Origin of the sequence: Candidatus Kuenenia stuttgartiensis (assembly GCF_900232105.1) — a bacterium.
GTDB classification, from domain to species: domain Bacteria; phylum Planctomycetota; class Brocadiia; order Brocadiales; family Brocadiaceae; genus Kuenenia; species Kuenenia stuttgartiensis_A.
Window position 1 is genome coordinate 1,275,274 of record NZ_LT934425.1, and the last position, 19,652, is coordinate 1,294,925.

Here is a 19,652-nt window from a genome sequence, read left to right on the forward strand (position 1 = left end):
ATGAACGTATCAACACTACGCAATCATTCTCCTGCCAATCTGGTTCTTTTTTTTGTTTACATCAATTTTCAACCGATTTTTCATCACGTCATGTGTTTTCATTGAATTAGTGAAATAATTTAATAACGGAAGTTTTGAAATATTTTTAGAAAAATAGGCTTCTTTGGCCATACACCATGAAATATACCCTACACCAAATTCAAGCAATCATAGGTGGCAAAATCCTTGGCGATGAGGAAACCGTTATCACCGGTATTGCCGGCATTGAAAATGCGGGTGAAGGGGATATTTCTTTTGTTAAAAATGATACGCTCATCCGGCAGGCTCTTTCTTCTCAGGCTTCTGCATTTATAGTACACCAGGAAATTTCTGCATTAAAAAAACCCTGTATCATACTACAAAATCCGTTTTTTGCGTTTACCCTCCTCATGGGCGATGCTGCAAAAAAAAGATTTGCCCGTCAGGCAAGCATCCATACTTCCGCAATTATCAGCAGCAGCGCTGCAATTGGCAAGGATGCCTCTATTGGCGCGTACGTTGTAATAGAAGATAACGCTGTAATTGGAAACAATGTTGTCATTTATCCCGGTACGTTCATTGGAAAGGATTGCAAAATCGGAGACAATGCCCTTATTTATGCGAATGTCACTATCAGGGAAAAATGTAGTATTGGCAGAAGGGTAATTATTCATTGTAACAGTGTTATTGGCGATGATGGTTTCGGTTACCTCCAAATGGAAAAAAAACACATCAAGATCCCCCAAATAGGAACGGTGGAAATTGGAGATGATGTGGAAATCGGATCAATGGTAACTGTTTGCCGCGCGGCCATAGATAAAACAATCATCGGAAACGGCGTAAAAATAGACAATCATTCGCATATCGCGCATAATGTGGAAATTGGGGAGAATACAATGCTCGTAGGCTATGCAAAAATTGCCGGCAGCGTAAAAATCGGGAAAAATGTTATGGTTGCCGGAGACGTAGACATTACTGGCCATGCAACAATCGGGGATAATTGCGTTATAGGCGGAGGATCGAAGGTCCACAAAAACCTCAAACCAGGCGCTATTGTCTGGGGCGCTCCGGCAAAGCCGATATCTGAAGAAAAGCGAATACAGGTGTTATTGAGAAAACTGCCCGAAATGTATCAGGCGATTAAAAAAGTAATGCATACATCATAAACCGGGAGAGGAAATCGTATATGTGTGGAATTGTCGGGTATATTGGACCTAAAAATGCCCTCAATGTTTTGATGCATGGTATCAAAAGGCTGGAATATCGTGGTTACGATTCTTCCGGGATTGCCTTTTTTGAAAACGGTTCCCTGCGCTGTGAGAAGGCTGTTGGAAAAATTGCAATGCTGGAAGAAAAATTAAGCGGTAATGTATGTATTTCACATGCAGGGATTGTTCATACGCGATGGGCGACCCATGGTACACCTACTTTTGAAAATGCGCATCCCCACTTTGATTGCCATAACGAAATCGCAGTGGTGCATAATGGGATCATTGAGAATTATGACTATTTGAAATTAAAATTGCAGCAAAACGGCCATACGTTCAGAAGCCAGACAGATACCGAGGTGCTGGCGCATCTTATCGAGGAACATTACCGGGATAATCTTGAAACCGCTGTCATGGAAGCTCTGAAGAAAGTGGAAGGAACGTATGGGCTTGCAGCTATTTCTTCAAAAGATCCCGAAAAAATCGTAGCAGCAAGAAATGGATCACCGTTAATACTGGGGATTGGAGACCATGAATATTTCATTACTTCTGACGTGTCTGCCTCGTTGGAACATACACGGGAGGTAATGTACCTGGACGACAATGAGATAGCAATCCTAACCCCCGAAGGTTACAAAACAAAGACCATACAAAACATCCCTACATATAAAAAAACAGAAGAGGTGTTGTGGAATATTGATATGATCGAAAAAGGCGGTTACAAACACTTCATGCTGAAAGAAATCCACGAACAGCCCCAGGCGCTTCTCAACCTTATGAGAGGAAGGGTGGACGGAAACCACGGTCCGATAAAATTAGGCGGACTCATTAACCGGGAAAAAGAACTTTTAGAAGCAAAACGGATTATCATTATTGCGTGCGGAACGTCCTGGCATGCCGGATTGGTCGGAGAGTATATGCTGGAAGAGTTGGTCAGGCTTCCCGTCGAAGTGGAATATGCATCTGAATTTCGTTATCGTAACCCCATTATCGAAAAAAACACCATAGTAATCGCCATCAGTCAATCGGGAGAAACAGCGGATACACTGGCGGCTATGCGCCAGGCAAAGGGAAAGGGGGCCGCAATGTTGTCAATCTGCAATGTTGTCGGAAGCAGTATTGCCCGTGAGGCCGGATCGGGAATTTACCTGCATATCGGCCCGGAAATAGGGGTTGCATCTACAAAGGCATTTACTGCACAGATAGCCGCCTTCTATTTGTTTTCCCTTTACCTGTTGCTTCTGAAAAACAAAGACTACGCCATTCCGCCTGAAATGATTTCTGCTATCAGGACTATCCCTGACAAGATACAAACCATTCTCGACAGGGAAAAGGAAATAGGAGAAATCGCGAAAATCTACAAAGACACGAACCACGCCCTTTACCTTGGCAGAGGATTCAACTATCCCGTGGCGCTTGAGGGTGCCCTTAAATTAAAGGAAATCTCATATATCCACGCAGAGGGCTATCCCGCGGCTGAAATGAAACACGGCCCCATTGCCCTTATTGACAAAAATATGCCGGTAATATTTATCGCAACAAAAGACAGTACGTACGGAAAAATACTCAACAACATTGAAGAAGTGAAATCAAGGGGTGGAAAAGTCATTGCAATTGCAACGGAAGGAGACAGAAAAATTACCGAAAAGGTCGATCATGTATTCCATATCCCGGAAACTTCAGGCGTTCTGATACCAATTCTTTCGGTAATTCCCCTCCAATTACTTGCATACCATATGGCAGTCTTACGTGGTTGCGATGTGGACAAGCCAAGAAATCTGGCAAAAAGCGTCACGGTAGAATAAAACAAAAAACACTATTTCATATAAGAACACAGAGAACGCTATTTTACTTTGCGTCCTTTTCCCACTTCTCTTTTAAATACCGCTCCCTTCCCGAGCCATATTTATACCTGTTGTACTGTGTCTGGTTTTTCTCATAATATTTCTGATGATACTCTTCCGCCTTGTAAAATGCCGAAGCAGGCACAATTTCCGTGACAATTGGCTTATTAAATTTTCCTGATTTCTCCAACTCTTTTTTTGACGACTCGGCAAGATTTTTCTGTTCCTCCGTATGATAAAAGATTGCCGTTCGGTATTGAGACCCTACGTCAGCAAATTGCCTGTTCATTGCAGTAGGATCAATATTTCTCCAAAATACTTGCAAAAGAGACGCGTAAGAAATGAGCGAGGGATCATACCATATCTCTATCGCTTCTGCATGGCCCGTCCTGCCGGAATATACATCCTCATAGGCAGGATTCTCAACATTGCCGCCGGTATATCCGACAGCAGTGGAAATCACGCCCTCTAATTGGTCGAAGGGCTGCTGCATGCACCAAAAACAACCCCCGGCAAAGGTAGCCATTTCATATTTTTTATGAGTCGTATCACTATCGCTATTTTTACTTTCACCACACAATGCGCCATTTATTCCTAAAACAATTAATATAAATAATGGAATCAAATAATTATTCATACCAGCGCCCCCCTTACATGCTGTAATTTTGAAGATATTCGTTAATACACGTTTACTGCTTTTACCGAAAACGAAGCGTAATCTCATAGTATCAAATATTTGTCAGAATGAAAGAGGACATCCCACAAAAAAATCCTCCAACTCTTATTATTATGCGACAAATACAGGTGGAAAAAGTTTGCATTTTTACAATAGGTTCTATAGTATTTACAAAACTTTATTTTATCAATTATATACTCCATAAAATATTTATCTTGTTTGGAAATTTGTTTTCAACCGCGCAACATGGAATTATTGCCAACAAGGGCAACTGTCATGCAACATTTTCAAATGAATCAATCACGGCGACTCAGGTTTGTCACCCGAACCCATGAAGTTATTTGGTCGCCAGCAGGGGGCGCATACTTTAATTATTTAATACTTTCGCTTATCAATAAGGAGATGAAATGTCAGACCAGAAGGTTACGAACATAAAATGGCATCATGGCAAGATTACAAAGGCGCACAGAATCGATCTGATGAAACAAAAGGGAGTCACTATCTGGCTCACGGGTCTTTCAGGGTCTGGGAAATCCACCATTGCCGTAGAGCTTGAACACGCTCTTGTTGAAAATAAACATCAGGCATATATACTCGATGGCGACAATATACGCCACGGCCTTAATAAGAATCTTGGGTTTTCCCCCGAGGACCGCGCAGAAAATATTCGGCGTATTGGAGAGGTCGCCAAACTTTTTACTGACGCAAATATAATAACAATAACCGCCTTTATCTCTCCCTATAAAGAAGACAGAGATAATGCGAGGAAATTGCAGAACGAAGGGGAATTTATAGAAATTTATGTGAAATGTCCGCTTAACGTGTGCGAACAACGCGATGTAAAGGGTCTCTATAAAAAAGCCAGGACTGGAGAAATAAAAGAATTTACGGGCATATCTGCGCCTTATGAAGAACCCTCCAACCCCGAGCTGACCATTGATACATCGGTAATGCCGGTAGAAGAATCAACCAGAGCTATTTTAAAATACCTCGAAGAAAACAGGTATGTACGATTCTGAAAAAAAGGTGTAATCTTCTTTTTACGTAAAAGCATAACTTTATGCTGATTCTGCTCCTTCACTTAAGAGCACATTAATTTCAAGGGAGGCTGAATGGAAAGGCAACCCACTCTTCATACACCATTCCTAGTATTATGGATTTCTGGATAAATAAAAGAACAATTGTCACTGGCGGCGCCGGATTTCTCGGCTCCTTTGTTATTGAAAAACTAAAAGAGCGCGGCTGCAAAGAGATATTCGTACCAAGGAGTAAAGACTACGATCTTGTTGAAAATGAATCCTGTAAAAGGCTTTACAAGGATGCCATGCCAGACATTGTCATTCATCTTGCAGCAAGGGTCGGCGGCATAGGTGCTAACCAGTCGAGTCCGGGGAAATTCTTTTACGACAACCTGATGATGGGCGTACAAATGCTGGAGGCTGGAAGACGGGCCGGGGTAGAAAAATTTGTATCCATTGGCACGATTTGCGCTTATCCAAAATTTGCCTCTGTACCATTTAAGGAAGAGAATTTATGGGATGGTTATCCGGAGGAAACAAATGCACCTTATGGATTGGCGAAGAAAATGCTTTTGGTTCAGTCGCAGGCATACAGACAGCAATATGGATTTAATGCTATTTATCTTTTACCGGTAAACCTTTACGGACCTGGAGATAATTTCGATCTTGAATCTTCTCATGTAATCCCGGCTCTTATAAGAAAATGTGTAGAGGCAAAATATTTTACGGCGGTGGCGGAGGCCGGGCACTTTGAACCCTCACGTTCTCAACCTCAACCGTCTATTACCGTTTGGGGCACAGGTACTCCCACCCGGGAATTTCTCTACGTGGAAGATGCTGCGGAAGGGATTGTCCTTGCCACTGAAAAATATAACAAACCAGACCCGGTTAATCTTGGGGCAGGATTTGAGATTTCCATAAAAGATCTGGTAGGATTGATTACTAAACTAACAGACTTCAAAGGAGGGGTTGTCTGGGATACTTCAAAACCCGATGGTCAACCAAGGCGAAGGTTGGATACGTCTAAAGCTGAAAAAGAATTCGGATTTAAAGCGAGGATGCTGTTTGAAGAAGGTTTGCAAAAGACAATTGACTGGTATATCAAAAATAGACGACACCACAGTTTTTAGAGTATAGTATAGCGGTTTCATTAAAATATCTACATTACTTTGTTAAAAATTAAGCGGCGATTTTTTTCTTAAATCGAGCGGATTTAATTTTAAAACATTACTTTGTTAAAATAATATGCAAAACAACCTTAATTCCCTCTATTTAAAAGGATTTATGCTTTGAAAAATCCTTGATTAATACCATACAATAAGTAGGATGCCGAACGCAAAGGCATACAAAATATATCACTTTATGAACGGTTTCAGTGGTTTTTAACAAAGTAATGTTTAAAATATTCTTGTGAGAGTTTTTCGTTCTTTGATAAAGCGTTTGTTGATGAGAATTCAAGCAGGGAATTGATTGCTTTTTTGAATTCATTAAAGGTAGAAGGTTTTGTTTCTATGATTTTATCCAGATAAGCGTTTTGTTTTATCCAGTAAACGAATGTCCATGAGATCAGACAAATATTCCAATATCGCTCAATCTTGTCAATGTGCCTTACCTGATAATGATCGAAATAAAAAGTATCCTTCAATTCCTTGAAACAGTGTTCAATACCCCAACGCAACAGATAGTTTGTGATAACCGTTTTTACAGAGGCGTCGAGTTGATTGGTGATAAGGACATGATATTTTTTATCATCTTCCTTGTTCCATTTTCCCAAAATTACCACAAACTTCAACGGGACATTGCAACCATTCAGTTTGGCGTCAAACGTGTAGGTTTTATAGGAGACTTCACTTCCATCCGCGGATTTTAAAGTAACATACTTGATTTTGCCGGCATAATGCTTTTTGATGAGGGTCACGAGCTCATCTGGTTTGATTATGCAATATTTTTGTTTTTCCGGATGGTACATGGAGATATTTCTGTTTGATTTTATTTCTGAAAAAAAGTGTTTCTTTTTTGCGTGAATATGTTCGAGAAACCGTTGAGAGGCATACCATGTGTCGAAGGCAATAGCTGAAAAATCAAAGGCGTTCGAAGCAGCATCAAACATATCCATTGCTATTTGTATTTTGTCTTTAAATTTGGGGTCATTTTTCCCTTCCCCGAACTCATCGGCAGGAAGGTAGGGAATAACATCCAGGGGAAAATGTTTTGTTTTTGAGACAAATGCCGCGCCAACAACAACATTGCAGGTTTCCGGCCTTTTAAGCGGACCGCAATATTGCCATTTGGCTGCCTCTGTATTTTTAGCATAGGGCTTTGGACATCCGGTATCATCTATGGTAAGGATGCTGTCTTTTGACAATGCCGTGGTTCTTTGTTTTTGGATAATGTCCATTCTTTTCTGCTTTAATGCGGGTAAATCCCATTTGGATTCAGAAAAGAAGTATTGAAATTTCTGGTAATCCGTATGAACGGCTTGCGCCATGGCCTCCAGTGAATTTCTTTTATAGTCTTTAAACATTGCGTAGACGACAAGTAGAAACATTGCAAATTGTTTTTTAGTAAAACACGATGCAAAATGTTCAAGAAATTTATTTAATAACGGTATGTTTGTTCTGAAAATACTCAAATCCTTTGCTCCGGTAATTGATTGTGTAAAAAATTTACAAGTGCAATTAATACCGGAAGTAACGAGCAAAATCAAGAGTAAATATTTGTCGCAAAGCATTGCTAAGTCATAAGTTGTGGCCGACTCGACTTACGACTTAAAAATATTTTTTCAGACGCTTTCTTTAACAAAGTAATGTATCTACATTGATACCGTCATTGCGAGCGACAGCGAAGCAATCTTAAGTCTTTTGGGACAAGAGATTGCTTCGTCGCTCCACTCCTCGCAATGACATTTTTTTACGTACACATTTTAACGAAACGATGTAATAGTATCGGTACAGAAGTAGGGTCAAATGTCCAAATAAATAAATGTTTTCATGCCCTTTTGCGTGCCATCGGCTAATGAATGTTTACTCTGACGGAGCTGTTCAATGAGGTATTTTATTTAGCGAACCGTATTTCATATTTACTTATAAAAGCAGATGGTAACCCGACAATCATCGATTCAAAAGATTCTGTGCCTTCGTTCGGAATATCAGGAATGGAAAACTCCTCTTCTTTTAAAAAAATGCCCCGGTCATCGTAAATGCTTAATTTAAATTTTGCAAAGCGGTAATTTTTGCCGGATTTGTTTGTGATTTCCCCTGTTAATAACACGTTTTCACCAAAAGGACTAAAACGTACATTTCTGGCAAAAAATCCGTCCCCAAGATCCTCATACCCCACCATAACAGGTGCGGCAACAAAATCCTCACGATGCACTTTAGCATCCATCTTTTTTTTCGGCGCTTCACCGGATGGCGCTGCTACACCAGCAGCACCCGTAAGCTGTTTTTCCAGTACATTAACGCGCTTCTCAAGTGATTCTATCCGGGATACCAGATTTGAAATGACAATTTCCAGCAACTGCACCTTATTTGATACATCCTGAGCAAATAAAGTATTGCTACCGATAATGATGAACATTATAAATGATATAAAAATAGAAAATCTTTTCATCGGTGTTTCCTTTCAAAAAAATCATTAATCATTTTCATCACATCTTTCTATTCACGAATCGTTCTTCTATATGTGATTCAATAGCACTGCCCTCTATTGCATACCACTCCCCATGTGCGAGAAGGTAAAACCCCGAAAATCCCGTTGTTGTGAAATTGCAGGTTTTTTTACGAAAAATTATCATATCATAATTAAAATAATTAATGCAAGTGTGTTTCTATTAAGTAATTACATAAAATCAAATAAAGCGTTATAACTTGACATTAGGCAATGCAATTGCTACTATTCACTCATATTTATGCGTTTTACCTGAATGTTTCCGTAATAGGGGAAATTGTTGCCAGAAAATTCAAGTGATACGGAAAATTTTATTCCATTTGCGCCTTAAGGCTATGGATGTTTCATTATTGCGGAATGCAGACTTCTATTTAAAAACGGTATCTGCGTTTTGTATTCACAAAAGAGTTACGTTGTAGAAGAAATTACGGGTACCGCAGATTGCGATGATTTCACAAAGAGAAATCTCAATAATTTGTGTAATCCTTAAAATCTGTGGTTTCACACACTTTTTATAGGTACGAGGCTTTGTCCCGATAGATTTATATGCGACAAATTTTAACCATTCGATACGGCGTATTAAAAAATACCGGAGATTTTTTTGCGCCAATGAACTCAATAAAAAGGGGTGACGAGGTGATCATCCGCTCTCACAGAGGAATAGAATTTGGCACTGTTATTGCCAAAGTACGTGAAATAGAAGATGATGCATCCGTCGAATATCTTGGGGAAGTTTTGAGAAAAGCAACACCTGAGGATAAAGAAAAGCAGAAAAAAATAGACCAGGAAACCATCCCAAGCGAATCGAAATTTTGCCAAATGAAGATGAAAGAACATAAACTCCTCATGAAACTTGCATACGTAGAGCACTTATTTGGGAGTAAAAAAATCATTTTTTATTTTCTTGCCAATGGACGCGTTGATTTCAGAGAACTGGTAAAGGATCTTGCAAAAGAATATCAGGCGCGAATAGAGTTGAAACAAATTGGCGTACGCGATGAAGCAAGGCTTTTGGCGGATTACGAACACTGCGGGCAGGAACTATGCTGCCGGTCTTTTCTGAAAAACCTGGAACCGGTTACGATGAAAATGGCAAAAAACCAAAAAGCTACCCTGGACCCCTCTAAAATATCGGGGAGATGTGGCAGGTTGATGTGTTGTCTGCGTTACGAGGACCGCGTTTATGAAGAGTTAAAACAAGGACTTCCTAAAAAAGGAACTTCCGTGAAAACCGCAAAAGGCATCGGAGAAATAATCAACCACGATATTTTGCAGCAACAGGTTACTGTGGAATTGGAAAATGGAAGCCGGTTTACCGTTTCCACAAAAGAGATAACCCGGGTGGTACAAAATAAACCTGCACCGCCCGCCCAGAAGGGGAAAAGCGATTGTCTTCAATCCTGCAAAGAGGATTGTGGCCATGGGTAGACAGTCTTTTTATCTTACCACACCTATCTATTACGTAAATGATATACCTCATATCGGACATTCTTACACTACCATAGCCGCAGATGTTTTAGCCAGGTACAGAAGATTGCAGCAATATGACGTATTTTTTTTGACCGGTTCAGATGAACACGGGCAGAAAATTCAAAAGGCTGCCGAAGCCTGCAACAAAACACCTAATGATTTTGTCGATATGGTTGTAGGCAAGTTCAAAGATCTGTGGGAAAATCTTAATATTTCCAACGACGACTTCATACGCACCACCGACGAACGGCATGTTAAACGTGTCAAAAAGATATTTCAGAAGTTATTCGAAAACGGCGATATTTACCTTGGAGAATACGAAGGGAGATACTGCGTCCCCTGTGAAAGCTTTTGGACAGAAACGCAACTCGATGAAGGAAGGTGTCCGGAATGCAGACGCAATGTAGAAAAAGTAAAAGAAAAAAATTATTTCTTTCGGTTATCAAAATATCAAAAACCGCTTATTGAACACTATGATAAGCATCCGGAATTTATTCAACCAGAATCAAGACGAAATGAAATACTCCAAAGAATAACCTCTCATATTGAAGATATCAGCATAAGCAGATCTGCAGTAACCTGGGGAATTCAAGTGCCCATGGATACTACGCAAACAATATATGTTTGGATAGACGCACTTTTGAACTACATAACGGCTCTGGGCTATGATGATGATATGGAGCTATTCCAGAAATACTGGCCTGCAAATGTACATATCATAGGAAAGGAAATATTGTGGTTTCATGGGGCAATCTGGCCGGCAATCCTTATGTCATTAAAAATAGAATTACCCTTTAAAATCTTTACCCACGGCTGGTGGACAATTGAAGGGCAAAAGATTTCCAAATCATTGGGAAACGCAATAGACCCATTAAACATTATCCAAATCTATGGTACGGATGCTTACCGGTATTTCATCCTCAGAGAAGTTCCTTTCGGATCCGACGGCAATTTTTCCTACACCGCTTTAACAAACAGGATTAATTCTGACCTTGGCAATGACCTGGGTAATCTGCTACAACGTACACTCACCATGATTGAAAAATATTTCGATGCAGTGATACCTGAATATTCAGAGAAAGACGATGTATTAAAGGAAATCTCTCAAAACACCCTCAGTAAAATAAACAAGGAATTGGACAATCTTCAATTTAGCAAAGCGTTGGAAGCAATCTGGGAGTTTGTGGGAAGCGCAAATAAATGTATTGAAGAAAAAAAACCATGGGTGCTTGCAAAAACGAGCGCCTACAAACCGCAACTGAAAAATGTAATCAGCTCGCTGGCAAAGGCAATCAAAGATATTTCAATAGTTATTTACCCTTTTATGCCAAACACCTGCATTGAAATACAAAAACAACTTGGTATTCTGGAAAACAATGAATCCCCTTGCCTGGAATATCAGCAGATCATAAAAAGCGGCGTTATCGTAAAAAAAGGGAAGCCATTGTTCCCCAGGATTGAAAAAGAAACTGAAAATCCTGGGAAAAATATAGCGATGAATAATAAAGTTTAATAACAAGGAGCGGAAAAATGCACTTTCAGAAAAAAAACATTTCTTATTTCTTAATACTTATTTCCTTTTTTTGTTTATCGTGTAGTTCTGTACCCATCACCGGCAGAAAACAAGTGAGCTTTATTCCCGAATCAACAATACTTAACATGAGTTTCCAGCAATATCAGGAATTTGTTAAAACCAATGCGTTGAGTAAAAACCAGGAAGAATCCAACATGGTGAAAAAGGTTGGGAAAAGGATACAAGGTGCTGTAGAACAATACTTTGCACAAAACAACATGTCTCATGAATTAAAGGATTATGCATGGGAATTTAATCTTGTGGAAAGTAACGATGTGAATGCATGGGCAATGCCAGGCGGAAAAGTAGTGGTATATACGGGAATATTGCCGGTAACAAAAGACGAAAACGGCCTCGCGGTGGTTATGGGACATGAGGTGGCGCATGCAGTTGCAAAACATGGTAATGAACGAATGAGCCAGGAATTAATGACACAAATGGGAGAAACAGCGGTTTCTGTTGCTTTAAGCGGCAAATCGGATATGACAAAACAAGTTGTTTCCGCTGCATATGGGTATGGCAGTCAATACGGCGTTCTGCTTCCTTATAGTCGCCTTCATGAAAGCGAGGCAGACTATCTTGGGCTGATTTTTATGGCTATGGCGGGATACGACCCTCATCATGCGGTAGACTTCTGGCAGAGAATGGCAGATACGAAGAATGGCGAAACAGTTCCTGAATTTATGAGTACCCATCCTTCTGACGATACCAGAATAAGGAAGATAAGAGAAAAAATACCCGAGGCGATGCAGTATTATAAAAAACCTATGGAGCAATAGAGGGGGTCACGGTCAAACCGGAAAGGATTCCAACGAAGCAATCTAAGTGCACAAAACAAAAAATATCCATTGATAATTTACGGGAAAATATTATACTGGATAAAAATATGCCAGAGTGGTGGAATTGGCAGACACGCCAGACTCAAAATCTGGTCATCTTCACCGGTGGTGTGGGTTCGAGTCCCACCTCTGGCATTTATTTAAAATGCATATCCCTGCTCAAATGTCTTCCAAAACCTTCCCGCGTTTTTTTAACGCAGCATTTAAAAAAGGTATTTTAGTAAACTACCCTGAGCCTTAGTTCCCGTTCCTTATTTTTGCCGGAGACTGAGCGAAGTGAGGAATCCTAGGTGTTCTCGCCTTGGCAGAAAGGACAATTACAGGCACATTAAATTTTTCTATGTGCCTTATATCATGTAATGTCCTCTTCTACCTGAATATTATAGGCATCGAGAATCGTTCCTTTTGCAGCTTCGAGACTACCACGAGATATTTCATAATCAGTGAGCGCCTTTGTTTCATTCCCTTCTGCGGTAGCTAAATCCTCCTGGGCGCGGAGAATTTCCAGACTGGTTGATCGTCCCACGCTGTATTTCTTTTCTTCGACTTCCAGTCTTTTTTGTGCTAATTCCCTCGCCTTTCTGGTGGCCATAACCCTTTCAATGTTCGTCATTACTTCACGAACCGACCCTCTCACCTCTACAACAATATCCAGTTCTTTCTTTTTCACATTCAGGGCAGACTGTTCTTTACCAAGCTTTGCTTTTTTGTAGTCATTTCTGGCTGCCCTGTTACCAATAGGAACTTCAAAGGTCAGGGTGATAAATTCTCCCTGAAAATCCCCTGAAAATGTAGAGTCATGGGCACCATCAATGGTACCCCCAAGCCCTGAATAACGAACTCCACCGGTAAGATCCAATTTAGGAAATAGTTCATTCTTTTTCCTTCGTACTTCCATGCCCGCATTTTCGACCTCTATTTGCAATTCCTTTAATTCAGGACGTTTCTCCATTGCAATTTTAATAGTCTCTTTCAGCGGAACTTCTTTTGGTTCGAATGTTGGTTTGTCAACGGGAACAATTTCCACATCAGAAATAATCTCACTGTCTGCGAGATTCAGTATTCTTTTCAATTCATCTTCTTTGTCCCTGATTGCATTTTCGGCAGAAATTATTGCTTCAACCCGTGACGCCACCCCCGACTCTGCTTCAATAATTTCGATGGGTGCAAGGGTTCCTGATTCTACCTCTATTTTATTCTTCCGCAGTAAATCTTCCGCTCGTTCCAGAGATTTTTTTGCCACTTTCAAGTCCTCAATTGCCTTTACGAAATTCCAATATGCCTCTTGAACAGCATTAGAAACTTCAATAGCAGTGCTTTTAAATTGTGCGAATGATATCTTTTTATTATTTCTGGCGATATAAATGGGGCTTCGGTTATAAAACCAGCCGGCGCCTTTTAACAAAGGCTGAGTAATCTTTGCTTCTATGTAATTTGCATACGTTGGAGTAAGCAACGTAAACGCCTGCGGATCTACAAATTCCCGAAATAAATTGTATTCTAAAGAAAGAGTCGCGCCTGTAGGTATCAGTGATCGCAAGACAGCATTACCCGTCTTTCCTTCAGAAACGAAAGGGGTTGTCTCGGTAGTGGTTGTTTCTCCACTTACCAGTGCGCTGTTGCTGGGGGTTTTTTTGTTATTAATGCCTCCGGTTATCTCTAAGGTAGGATCAAATACCGACTTTTCTATTGCAATGTCGTGACCTCTTGCCTTCGTATCTAACCGTGATATCTCAATATCAAAATTATTTTTTAATGCATATACAATGCTGTCTTTCAGGCCGATATTCATAAACTTCAGATTTGAATGCATTTCAACTGATGAAGACGATGCCGCCTGGGGCAATTTTTCGTCCACGTTTTTTGCCTCTCCGAAGACCATCTTTCCGTTGCAAAAAAAAAGGGCTGACACGATGAGCAAACGATAAAGTGCCGTAAATATGTCCAGTTTTTTTGTAAATCTTTTCTCTGTTCCACGCACGACGGCCGCTATTTTGTCAAATATATTTCTTCTTCGCATAATATACCGATTAACTATTAAAATTTTTCCTTAACATTGTCATTTACATCAAATGAATTTTACGGGAAGCAATGCCCCGGAATTGATATTTGTATCTGTGAGGATTGAGCCATAGTACCTTTTTAAAAATTAATATTCAACCTAAATCCTGCAAACGATTTTCGCAATGCGAAAACCAGTATTTTCCACTACCAAGATTGGCAAAAAGCGATAACAGATATCCGTTTTTTAGCAATTGTGGTAGCGCTATTGTACTACTTTAAACAAAAAGACATGGGAAATTGTCGGAAACGTGCTCTCTGATGCAATGAAAATCAAGATAGGGATGTACTGTCTCCATCTGCGGTATACTTACCACTCTCAAAAGACTAAAAAAACGAAATACAACGTCGGTTTTCTACTGAAAAACTACATCCAGTGACATGCGTTCCCACTTTTCCCATTCCTCCTGATGGAGAAATTTCTCCGGCAATTTTAATGTCATCTGCCGGCTTCTCTCCACCAGTTTCCCTGCCACACGGATTAACCACAGTCTCATCGTCTTTACTTCCCACTGTTGTATCACTCCACCACTGAGCAATCCCATCCACTTCAAAAGATTATACGCTAACACCGCACACTGAAATAGCGCAGCATTGGCCAAAAATTCACCCGTACGTATGTGCCCCGCATTCATCTGTCCTTTACTCTCTTCTATCAAAGTCTCGCAGGTAGCCCTCTTTCCATAACAACGATGCGCTTCCATCGGACTTAACCGCTCCGTTGTAACGTAACAAAAATACTCATACACGGACACTTCTACTAATTTCTTTTCTCTTTTGACCAATTGCCGCACTGCCACAAAACGTCTCGCACGATCCCACCCTGCACATCGATACCAAAATTCAGCCTGTTCCCATCCTGGCTCCCCTTTCACCTCATTCCATTTCTGCCCTTCAAGCAATCCTTCCAGATTCTTCAGCTTTACCTTAATCAGATATCCCGCCAATATTGACTCAAGGTATTCAAGTAATTCTCCGGTAAAAAAACCGCTGTCTCCTCGAAATACCACCCTTACCCCCTTATTCATGTACGCCATACATTCCTTCATGAACTCTACTACTCCGTTACTCGTGTAGGCGCTTCCACAGCGGAACCAACTATGTAATACCTCCTTTGTTTCTGCAATAAATGCCATTAAGGGATGATACGCCTTCTGCCCCTTCTTGTGCGGATTATATCCTACCTCTGCACCCTCCTGTTTCCCATATACACCATCTACGGTAGAATCAACATCTATCCATACTTCGCAAAGAGCACTCCTGAGTTTATGGCCTGATCTCACCGCACGCTTCCATATCTTTCCCCTAAACCGGTGGATCACCCCCGTCAGTTCCACTATATCTCCCTGACTCGCCAGCTTCATAATACGTCCTATCGTAGTATCTACAGGTACCTCTTTCCACCCGGACATCTTCTTCAATACCTCATCTGTACACACCTTCATCACCTCTACCATCGATGTCGCCCCTGCTATCAACCCTATCACTACCATTTGTACCGCATCGACAAACTGATACCGGGCATTTGCTCCACGATCCTTATGGACCGCTTCATGGACTCTCTCCCGGAACATCAGCTTACCCATAAAATTCAATACCGGTAAAAGCCCTGCATGTACCGTTAAGCCTTTCCCGCTCATCTCTGCCTTGATTTTCGGTTGTCTTTTGCTGTATTTTTTTGCTATATTCTTCATCGAAATGGTGAATCTCCTTTCAGGTGTTTTTTGTTATCAATATACCGCCGAATACCTTGGAAATCCTACCATTTCAATCCTATTCCTGCAACAAGGCTTTGCCTTGTTTGCAGGATTTAGGTTCAATGTAAAAGAATAGAGGCAAATGAGCAACAATTTGAGAATTGAATATTGAACATTTGACCCAGTTTGCGGAACTTGGGAAAGAGCATTCTGCTTTTTCAAAAAACTAAAATATTACGGATTTTTAATGTCCCTTGATTAATGCCATAACTTCTGCACGGGTGGCGGGGTTATCGCGAAATATGCCCCTTACCACGGAGGTCAGCACCTTTGTGCCGGGTTTTTTTATTCCTCGCATGGTCATGCAGAGATGCTCTGCTTCAATAATGACGAGAACACCCTTGGGTTTTAATGCCTTCATGATAGATTCGGCAATATCTGTCGTAAGCCTTTCCTGTACCTGTGGCCGCCTTGCTTCAATATTAACCACTCTGGCAAGCTTACTGATGCCTGTTACCCTGTTCCCCTGGGGGATATAGGCAACATGGGAAACTCCGCTGAAAGGAAGGAGGTGGTGTTCACACATGGAATAAAAAGGTATGTCTTTTAAAAGAACTATTTCGTCGTATTTTTCAGATTTTAATACCTTAATTACAGAGTGAGAATCCTGCCCGATACCTGCAAATATCTCTTCGCACATTTCGGCAACCCTTTCAGGTGTTTCCTGCAATCCTTCACGGTTGGGATCTTCTCCGATGCCTTCTATAAATAAACGTATAGCAGCCTGAATTTTTTCCTTATCTATCAAAAAAAGCTCCTTTATGACAATAATCCATAATCTTCTAATACAGTCTTTAGTCTTTCCTCATTTTCTTTCGTTATCTCGCACAGTGGCAAACGCATCTCACCGTTTAGCCTCCCTAATAATTTCATAGCCGTCTTGACAGGAATGGGATTTGTCTCGATAAACATCCCTTTGCATAACGGAAAGAGCTTGTAGTGGTATTCCAACGCCTTTCCGAAATTGCCTTCTAAGCAATGCCTGACGAGAGCGGCGGTATCGGACGGGGCTATATTGGCGGTTACCGATATTACCCCTTTCCCTCCCACGGACATAATAGGGAGGATAAGGGAATCTTCTCCGGAAAGAACTGTTATATTGCACAGTTGCGATATTTTAGTTGCCTGATCGATATTTCCGCTAGCATCTTTTATTGCAACAATGTTTTTCATTTCAGCAAGCCTTGCCACGGTTTCGGGCAAAATAGAAATACCCGTCCTGGAAGGTACATTATATATTACAATGGGAATATCAACCTCTTCTGCTATTGCTTTATAATGCCGGTAAAGCCCTTCAGGGGTCGGTTTATTATAATAAGGAGTAATGACCAACGCGCCGTCTGCCCCTGTTTTTCTGGCATGTTTTGTCAAATGGATGGCTTCTTTGGTATTGTTCGAACCCGCTCCCGCGATAACGGGTATTCTGCCGGATACATAATTTACCACCTCGCTTACCACCTGTTCATGTTCTTCAAAAGAAAGCGTTGCGGCCTCGCCGGTTGTGCCGCAGGGAACGATTCCATTTGTTCCGTTCTCAATATGAAATTCAACAAGCTCTTTTAATTTTTTATAATCAACTTGCCCATTATTAAAGGGGGTTACCAAGGCCACAAGGGAACCTTTAAACATAATCAAGCTCCTTTTTCAGAAATAACAAAAACACAATTATGGTACGCAAGAAATAACGCTTTCTACCTTTTGAAATGCAATCGTTTATTTAAGTCAGGCCTTCGGCGAAAATTCCTATATAAATTACAGGTTAGTCCAACGAAGTCCCCGGCTTTGCCATACTGTGCCTGAAAATCAAATCCTTCATTTCCTGCACGGCTTTTTTTATTCCGACAAAAACAGATCGGGAAACGATGCTATGCCCGATATGCAACTCTTCTACATCCAGTGATTCCACGATATGTCCAACATTTTGATAAGTTAACCCATGCCCTGCATTTACCCTTAAACCTAAACCATGCGCAATCTTAATGCCTTGTCTGAGTTTTTCCGTCCATTTCGCCCTTAAGTTCACATCCTTCGCATTTGCGTAATTACCTGTATGCAGTTCTATAAACTGTGACCCAACCTCTTTTGCAGCAATAATCTGTTCTTCTTCAGGATCTATAAAAAGACTTATCAATATGCCTGCATCGGCAAGTCGTTTTACCACCCTGCCAATAACACTTTTTTGTGACGCCACATCAAGTCCGCCCTCGGTGGTAACCTCTTGCCTTTTTTCAGGTACGAGGGCGACCTGTTCGGGTTTTGTTTTAATTGCTATGTCTACAATTTCATCCGCAATGGACATCTCAAGGTTTAGTTTGGTAAAAACCGTTTCCCTGAGTAATAGTATATCCCGGTCTTGTATGTGCCTTCTGTCTTCTCTCAAATGAACGGTAATAATATCTGCGCCGCCAAGAATTGCAAAAGAGGCGGCAGTCACAGGATCTGGTTCATACGTCTTTCTTGCCTGACGGAGGGTAGCAACGTGGTCGATGTTTACTCCTAACTTTATCATTGTTTTCCGCTTTCTGAAGGGTTCTCCCTTTCCCTGATATCAAGGTGGGCATCGGGCAATTTATCAACAATTTCAAGGTTTTTGCTTAAATGGCATTTAATCGGCTGTTTGTAGGGTCCCGGGGGTTTTAATGAAGTAACATCAACATAGGGCAAGATATCCTCCGGATTCAGCTTTTCCAGCAAAAGCTTTGAACCTTTTATTTTTATATTGACGTACTCATCTCTCAATTTAATAACATACGGATAATTATCCGGCATCAGTATTTTTATTTTTAACTTTTCTATAACCCTGGTTTCCTGTTTTTCCACCACTTGCAGCCACATGCGTATATCCTGATCGCAGACAACTGGTACCGTAATGCTTTTATCTCCATGTTTAACGGTTACTTTTTGATCAATCTCAATTCGCCAGGGAAAGGTGCGGTTTTGTTCAACGGTAATACCTCCAATATCGACTGGTATCGTGTTGATGGAGACAACCTCTTTTAAAGCATTCAAAGGGCCTTCAACTTCTACCTCGGCGGGAAAAACAAATTCATTCGCAATGGTATATCCGATAGCAGGCTCCCCCTTTTTTTGCAAATTAACCTTAAGCCTTTTTTTTTGCAATTTTCCCAGTAAGATGCTTACTTTTTCAGGGTAAACGGATATTAATTTGACGGAATTAGGCAAGCCGAGATGCTCTCTGCCAATAATTACCGTCTGTTTGATTTGATCCTCAATTCCCTCCGGAGATTCCTGGATAACGTATTTTGCATGAACTTTTTGGTCTTTGATCAGACCCTTCGTAGTTTCAATCACATTTTGAGGGCCTCTGAGATGCACCACAATATCTTCCGCACTTTGCTCAAGCACCGTAATTCCTGTTGGGACAGAAACTGATAGCCTCACAACCTCTGTCAAATCTTCCGTATGCCTGTTAATTGCATACAGCCAGAGGGCGATTGCCATCACTAATGCCATAAATTTTGTGAGAAGATTGCCGGTAATTATTTCTTTAATCACGA

At 40.8% G+C, this 19,652-nt stretch carries 16 protein-coding genes and 1 tRNA gene; 8 read left to right on the plus strand and 9 right to left on the minus strand.

Translation table 11 applies throughout. From position 1 onward, the window contains the following. Positions 1–176: 176 nt before the first annotated feature. Both lpxD and glmS read left to right on the plus strand, forming a co-directional pair. Positions 177–1,184: a UDP-3-O-(3-hydroxymyristoyl)glucosamine N-acyltransferase gene (lpxD, locus tag KSMBR1_RS05810; protein WP_099324465.1), complete on the plus strand. Its 1,008-nt coding sequence runs from the start codon at positions 177–179 to the stop codon at positions 1,182–1,184. Positions 1,185–1,204: 20 nt separating this feature from the next. Then, positions 1,205–3,031: a glutamine--fructose-6-phosphate transaminase (isomerizing) gene (gene glmS, locus KSMBR1_RS05815; RefSeq protein WP_099324466.1), complete on the plus strand. Its 1,827-nt coding sequence runs from the start codon at positions 1,205–1,207 to the stop codon at positions 3,029–3,031. Between the two features lie 43 nt (positions 3,032–3,074). On the opposite strand, the gene msrA is transcribed toward glmS, so the two are convergent. Then, the gene (msrA, locus tag KSMBR1_RS05820; protein WP_099324467.1) at positions 3,075–3,707 is read right to left on the minus strand and encodes a peptide-methionine (S)-S-oxide reductase MsrA; all 633 of its coding nucleotides are present in this window, start codon (positions 3,705–3,707) and stop codon (positions 3,075–3,077) included. 446 nt (positions 3,708–4,153) lie between these two features. Here msrA and cysC point away from each other — a divergent pair, with 446 nt between their 5' ends. Continuing rightward, a complete protein-coding gene (gene cysC, locus KSMBR1_RS05830) occupies positions 4,154–4,765 on the plus strand; it encodes an adenylyl-sulfate kinase (protein WP_099324469.1) in 612 nt (203 codons plus the stop codon). A gap of 134 nt (positions 4,766–4,899) precedes the next feature. Next, positions 4,900–5,895 carry a GDP-L-fucose synthase family protein gene (locus KSMBR1_RS05835; RefSeq protein WP_099324470.1) on the plus strand — a complete coding sequence of 332 codons (996 nt, stop codon included), beginning with the start codon at positions 4,900–4,902 and terminating at the stop codon, positions 5,893–5,895. Between the two features lie 242 nt (positions 5,896–6,137). On the opposite strand, the gene KSMBR1_RS05840 is transcribed toward KSMBR1_RS05835, so the two are convergent. Both KSMBR1_RS05840 and KSMBR1_RS05845 read right to left on the minus strand, forming a co-directional pair. Further along, entirely contained in the window at positions 6,138–7,496 is a 1,359-nt protein-coding gene (locus tag KSMBR1_RS05840) for an IS701 family transposase (RefSeq protein ID WP_099324471.1), read from the minus strand. Positions 7,497–7,819: 323 nt separating this feature from the next. Then, on the minus strand, positions 7,820–8,377 hold the full coding sequence (locus KSMBR1_RS05845) for a hypothetical protein (RefSeq protein ID WP_099324472.1): 558 nt from the start codon (positions 8,375–8,377) through the stop codon (positions 7,820–7,822). 666 nt (positions 8,378–9,043) lie between these two features. On the opposite strand from KSMBR1_RS05845, the gene KSMBR1_RS05850 reads away from it, so the two are divergent. The 4 genes from KSMBR1_RS05850 (at position 9,044) to KSMBR1_RS05865 (ending at position 12,451) form a co-directional block, all read left to right on the plus strand. Further along, complete coding sequence (locus KSMBR1_RS05850) at positions 9,044–9,862, plus strand: PSP1 domain-containing protein (RefSeq protein ID WP_157820409.1); 819 nt, start codon at positions 9,044–9,046, stop codon at positions 9,860–9,862. After that, positions 9,855–11,417 (plus strand): methionine--tRNA ligase, encoded by a 1,563-nt coding sequence (gene metG, locus KSMBR1_RS05855; protein ID WP_230405741.1) that lies wholly within the window; start codon positions 9,855–9,857, stop codon positions 11,415–11,417. The genes KSMBR1_RS05850 and metG overlap by 8 nt, the downstream gene beginning before the upstream one ends. A gap of 17 nt (positions 11,418–11,434) precedes the next feature. After that, on the plus strand, positions 11,435–12,256 hold the full coding sequence (locus tag KSMBR1_RS05860; RefSeq protein WP_099324475.1) for a M48 family metallopeptidase: 822 nt from the start codon (positions 11,435–11,437) through the stop codon (positions 12,254–12,256). 109 nt (positions 12,257–12,365) lie between these two features. Next, positions 12,366–12,451, plus strand: a tRNA-Leu gene (locus KSMBR1_RS05865). Between the two features lie 217 nt (positions 12,452–12,668). Here KSMBR1_RS05865 and KSMBR1_RS05870 read toward each other — a convergent pair. The 6 genes from KSMBR1_RS05870 to KSMBR1_RS05895 form a co-directional block, all read right to left on the minus strand. Next, complete coding sequence (locus tag KSMBR1_RS05870) at positions 12,669–14,336, minus strand: TolC family protein (protein ID WP_099324476.1); 1,668 nt, start codon at positions 14,334–14,336, stop codon at positions 12,669–12,671. Positions 14,337–14,733: 397 nt separating this feature from the next. Continuing rightward, positions 14,734–16,071, minus strand: coding sequence for an IS1380-like element ISCku8 family transposase (locus KSMBR1_RS05875; protein WP_099323544.1), 1,338 nt, complete (start codon positions 16,069–16,071; stop codon positions 14,734–14,736). 247 nt (positions 16,072–16,318) lie between these two features. Then, a complete protein-coding gene (folE, locus tag KSMBR1_RS05880) occupies positions 16,319–16,882 on the minus strand; it encodes a GTP cyclohydrolase I FolE (RefSeq protein WP_099324477.1) in 564 nt (187 codons plus the stop codon). 11 nt (positions 16,883–16,893) lie between these two features. Continuing rightward, positions 16,894–17,763 (minus strand): 4-hydroxy-tetrahydrodipicolinate synthase, encoded by an 870-nt coding sequence (gene dapA, locus KSMBR1_RS05885; protein WP_099324478.1) that lies wholly within the window; start codon positions 17,761–17,763, stop codon positions 16,894–16,896. Between the two features lie 130 nt (positions 17,764–17,893). After that, positions 17,894–18,643 (minus strand): pyridoxine 5'-phosphate synthase, encoded by a 750-nt coding sequence (locus tag KSMBR1_RS05890; protein ID WP_099324479.1) that lies wholly within the window; start codon positions 18,641–18,643, stop codon positions 17,894–17,896. Beyond that, positions 18,640–19,650 carry a CdaR family protein gene (locus KSMBR1_RS05895; protein WP_099324480.1) on the minus strand — a complete coding sequence of 337 codons (1,011 nt, stop codon included), beginning with the start codon at positions 19,648–19,650 and terminating at the stop codon, positions 18,640–18,642. The genes KSMBR1_RS05890 and KSMBR1_RS05895 overlap by 4 nt, the downstream gene beginning before the upstream one ends. Positions 19,651–19,652: the final 2 nt, after the last annotated feature.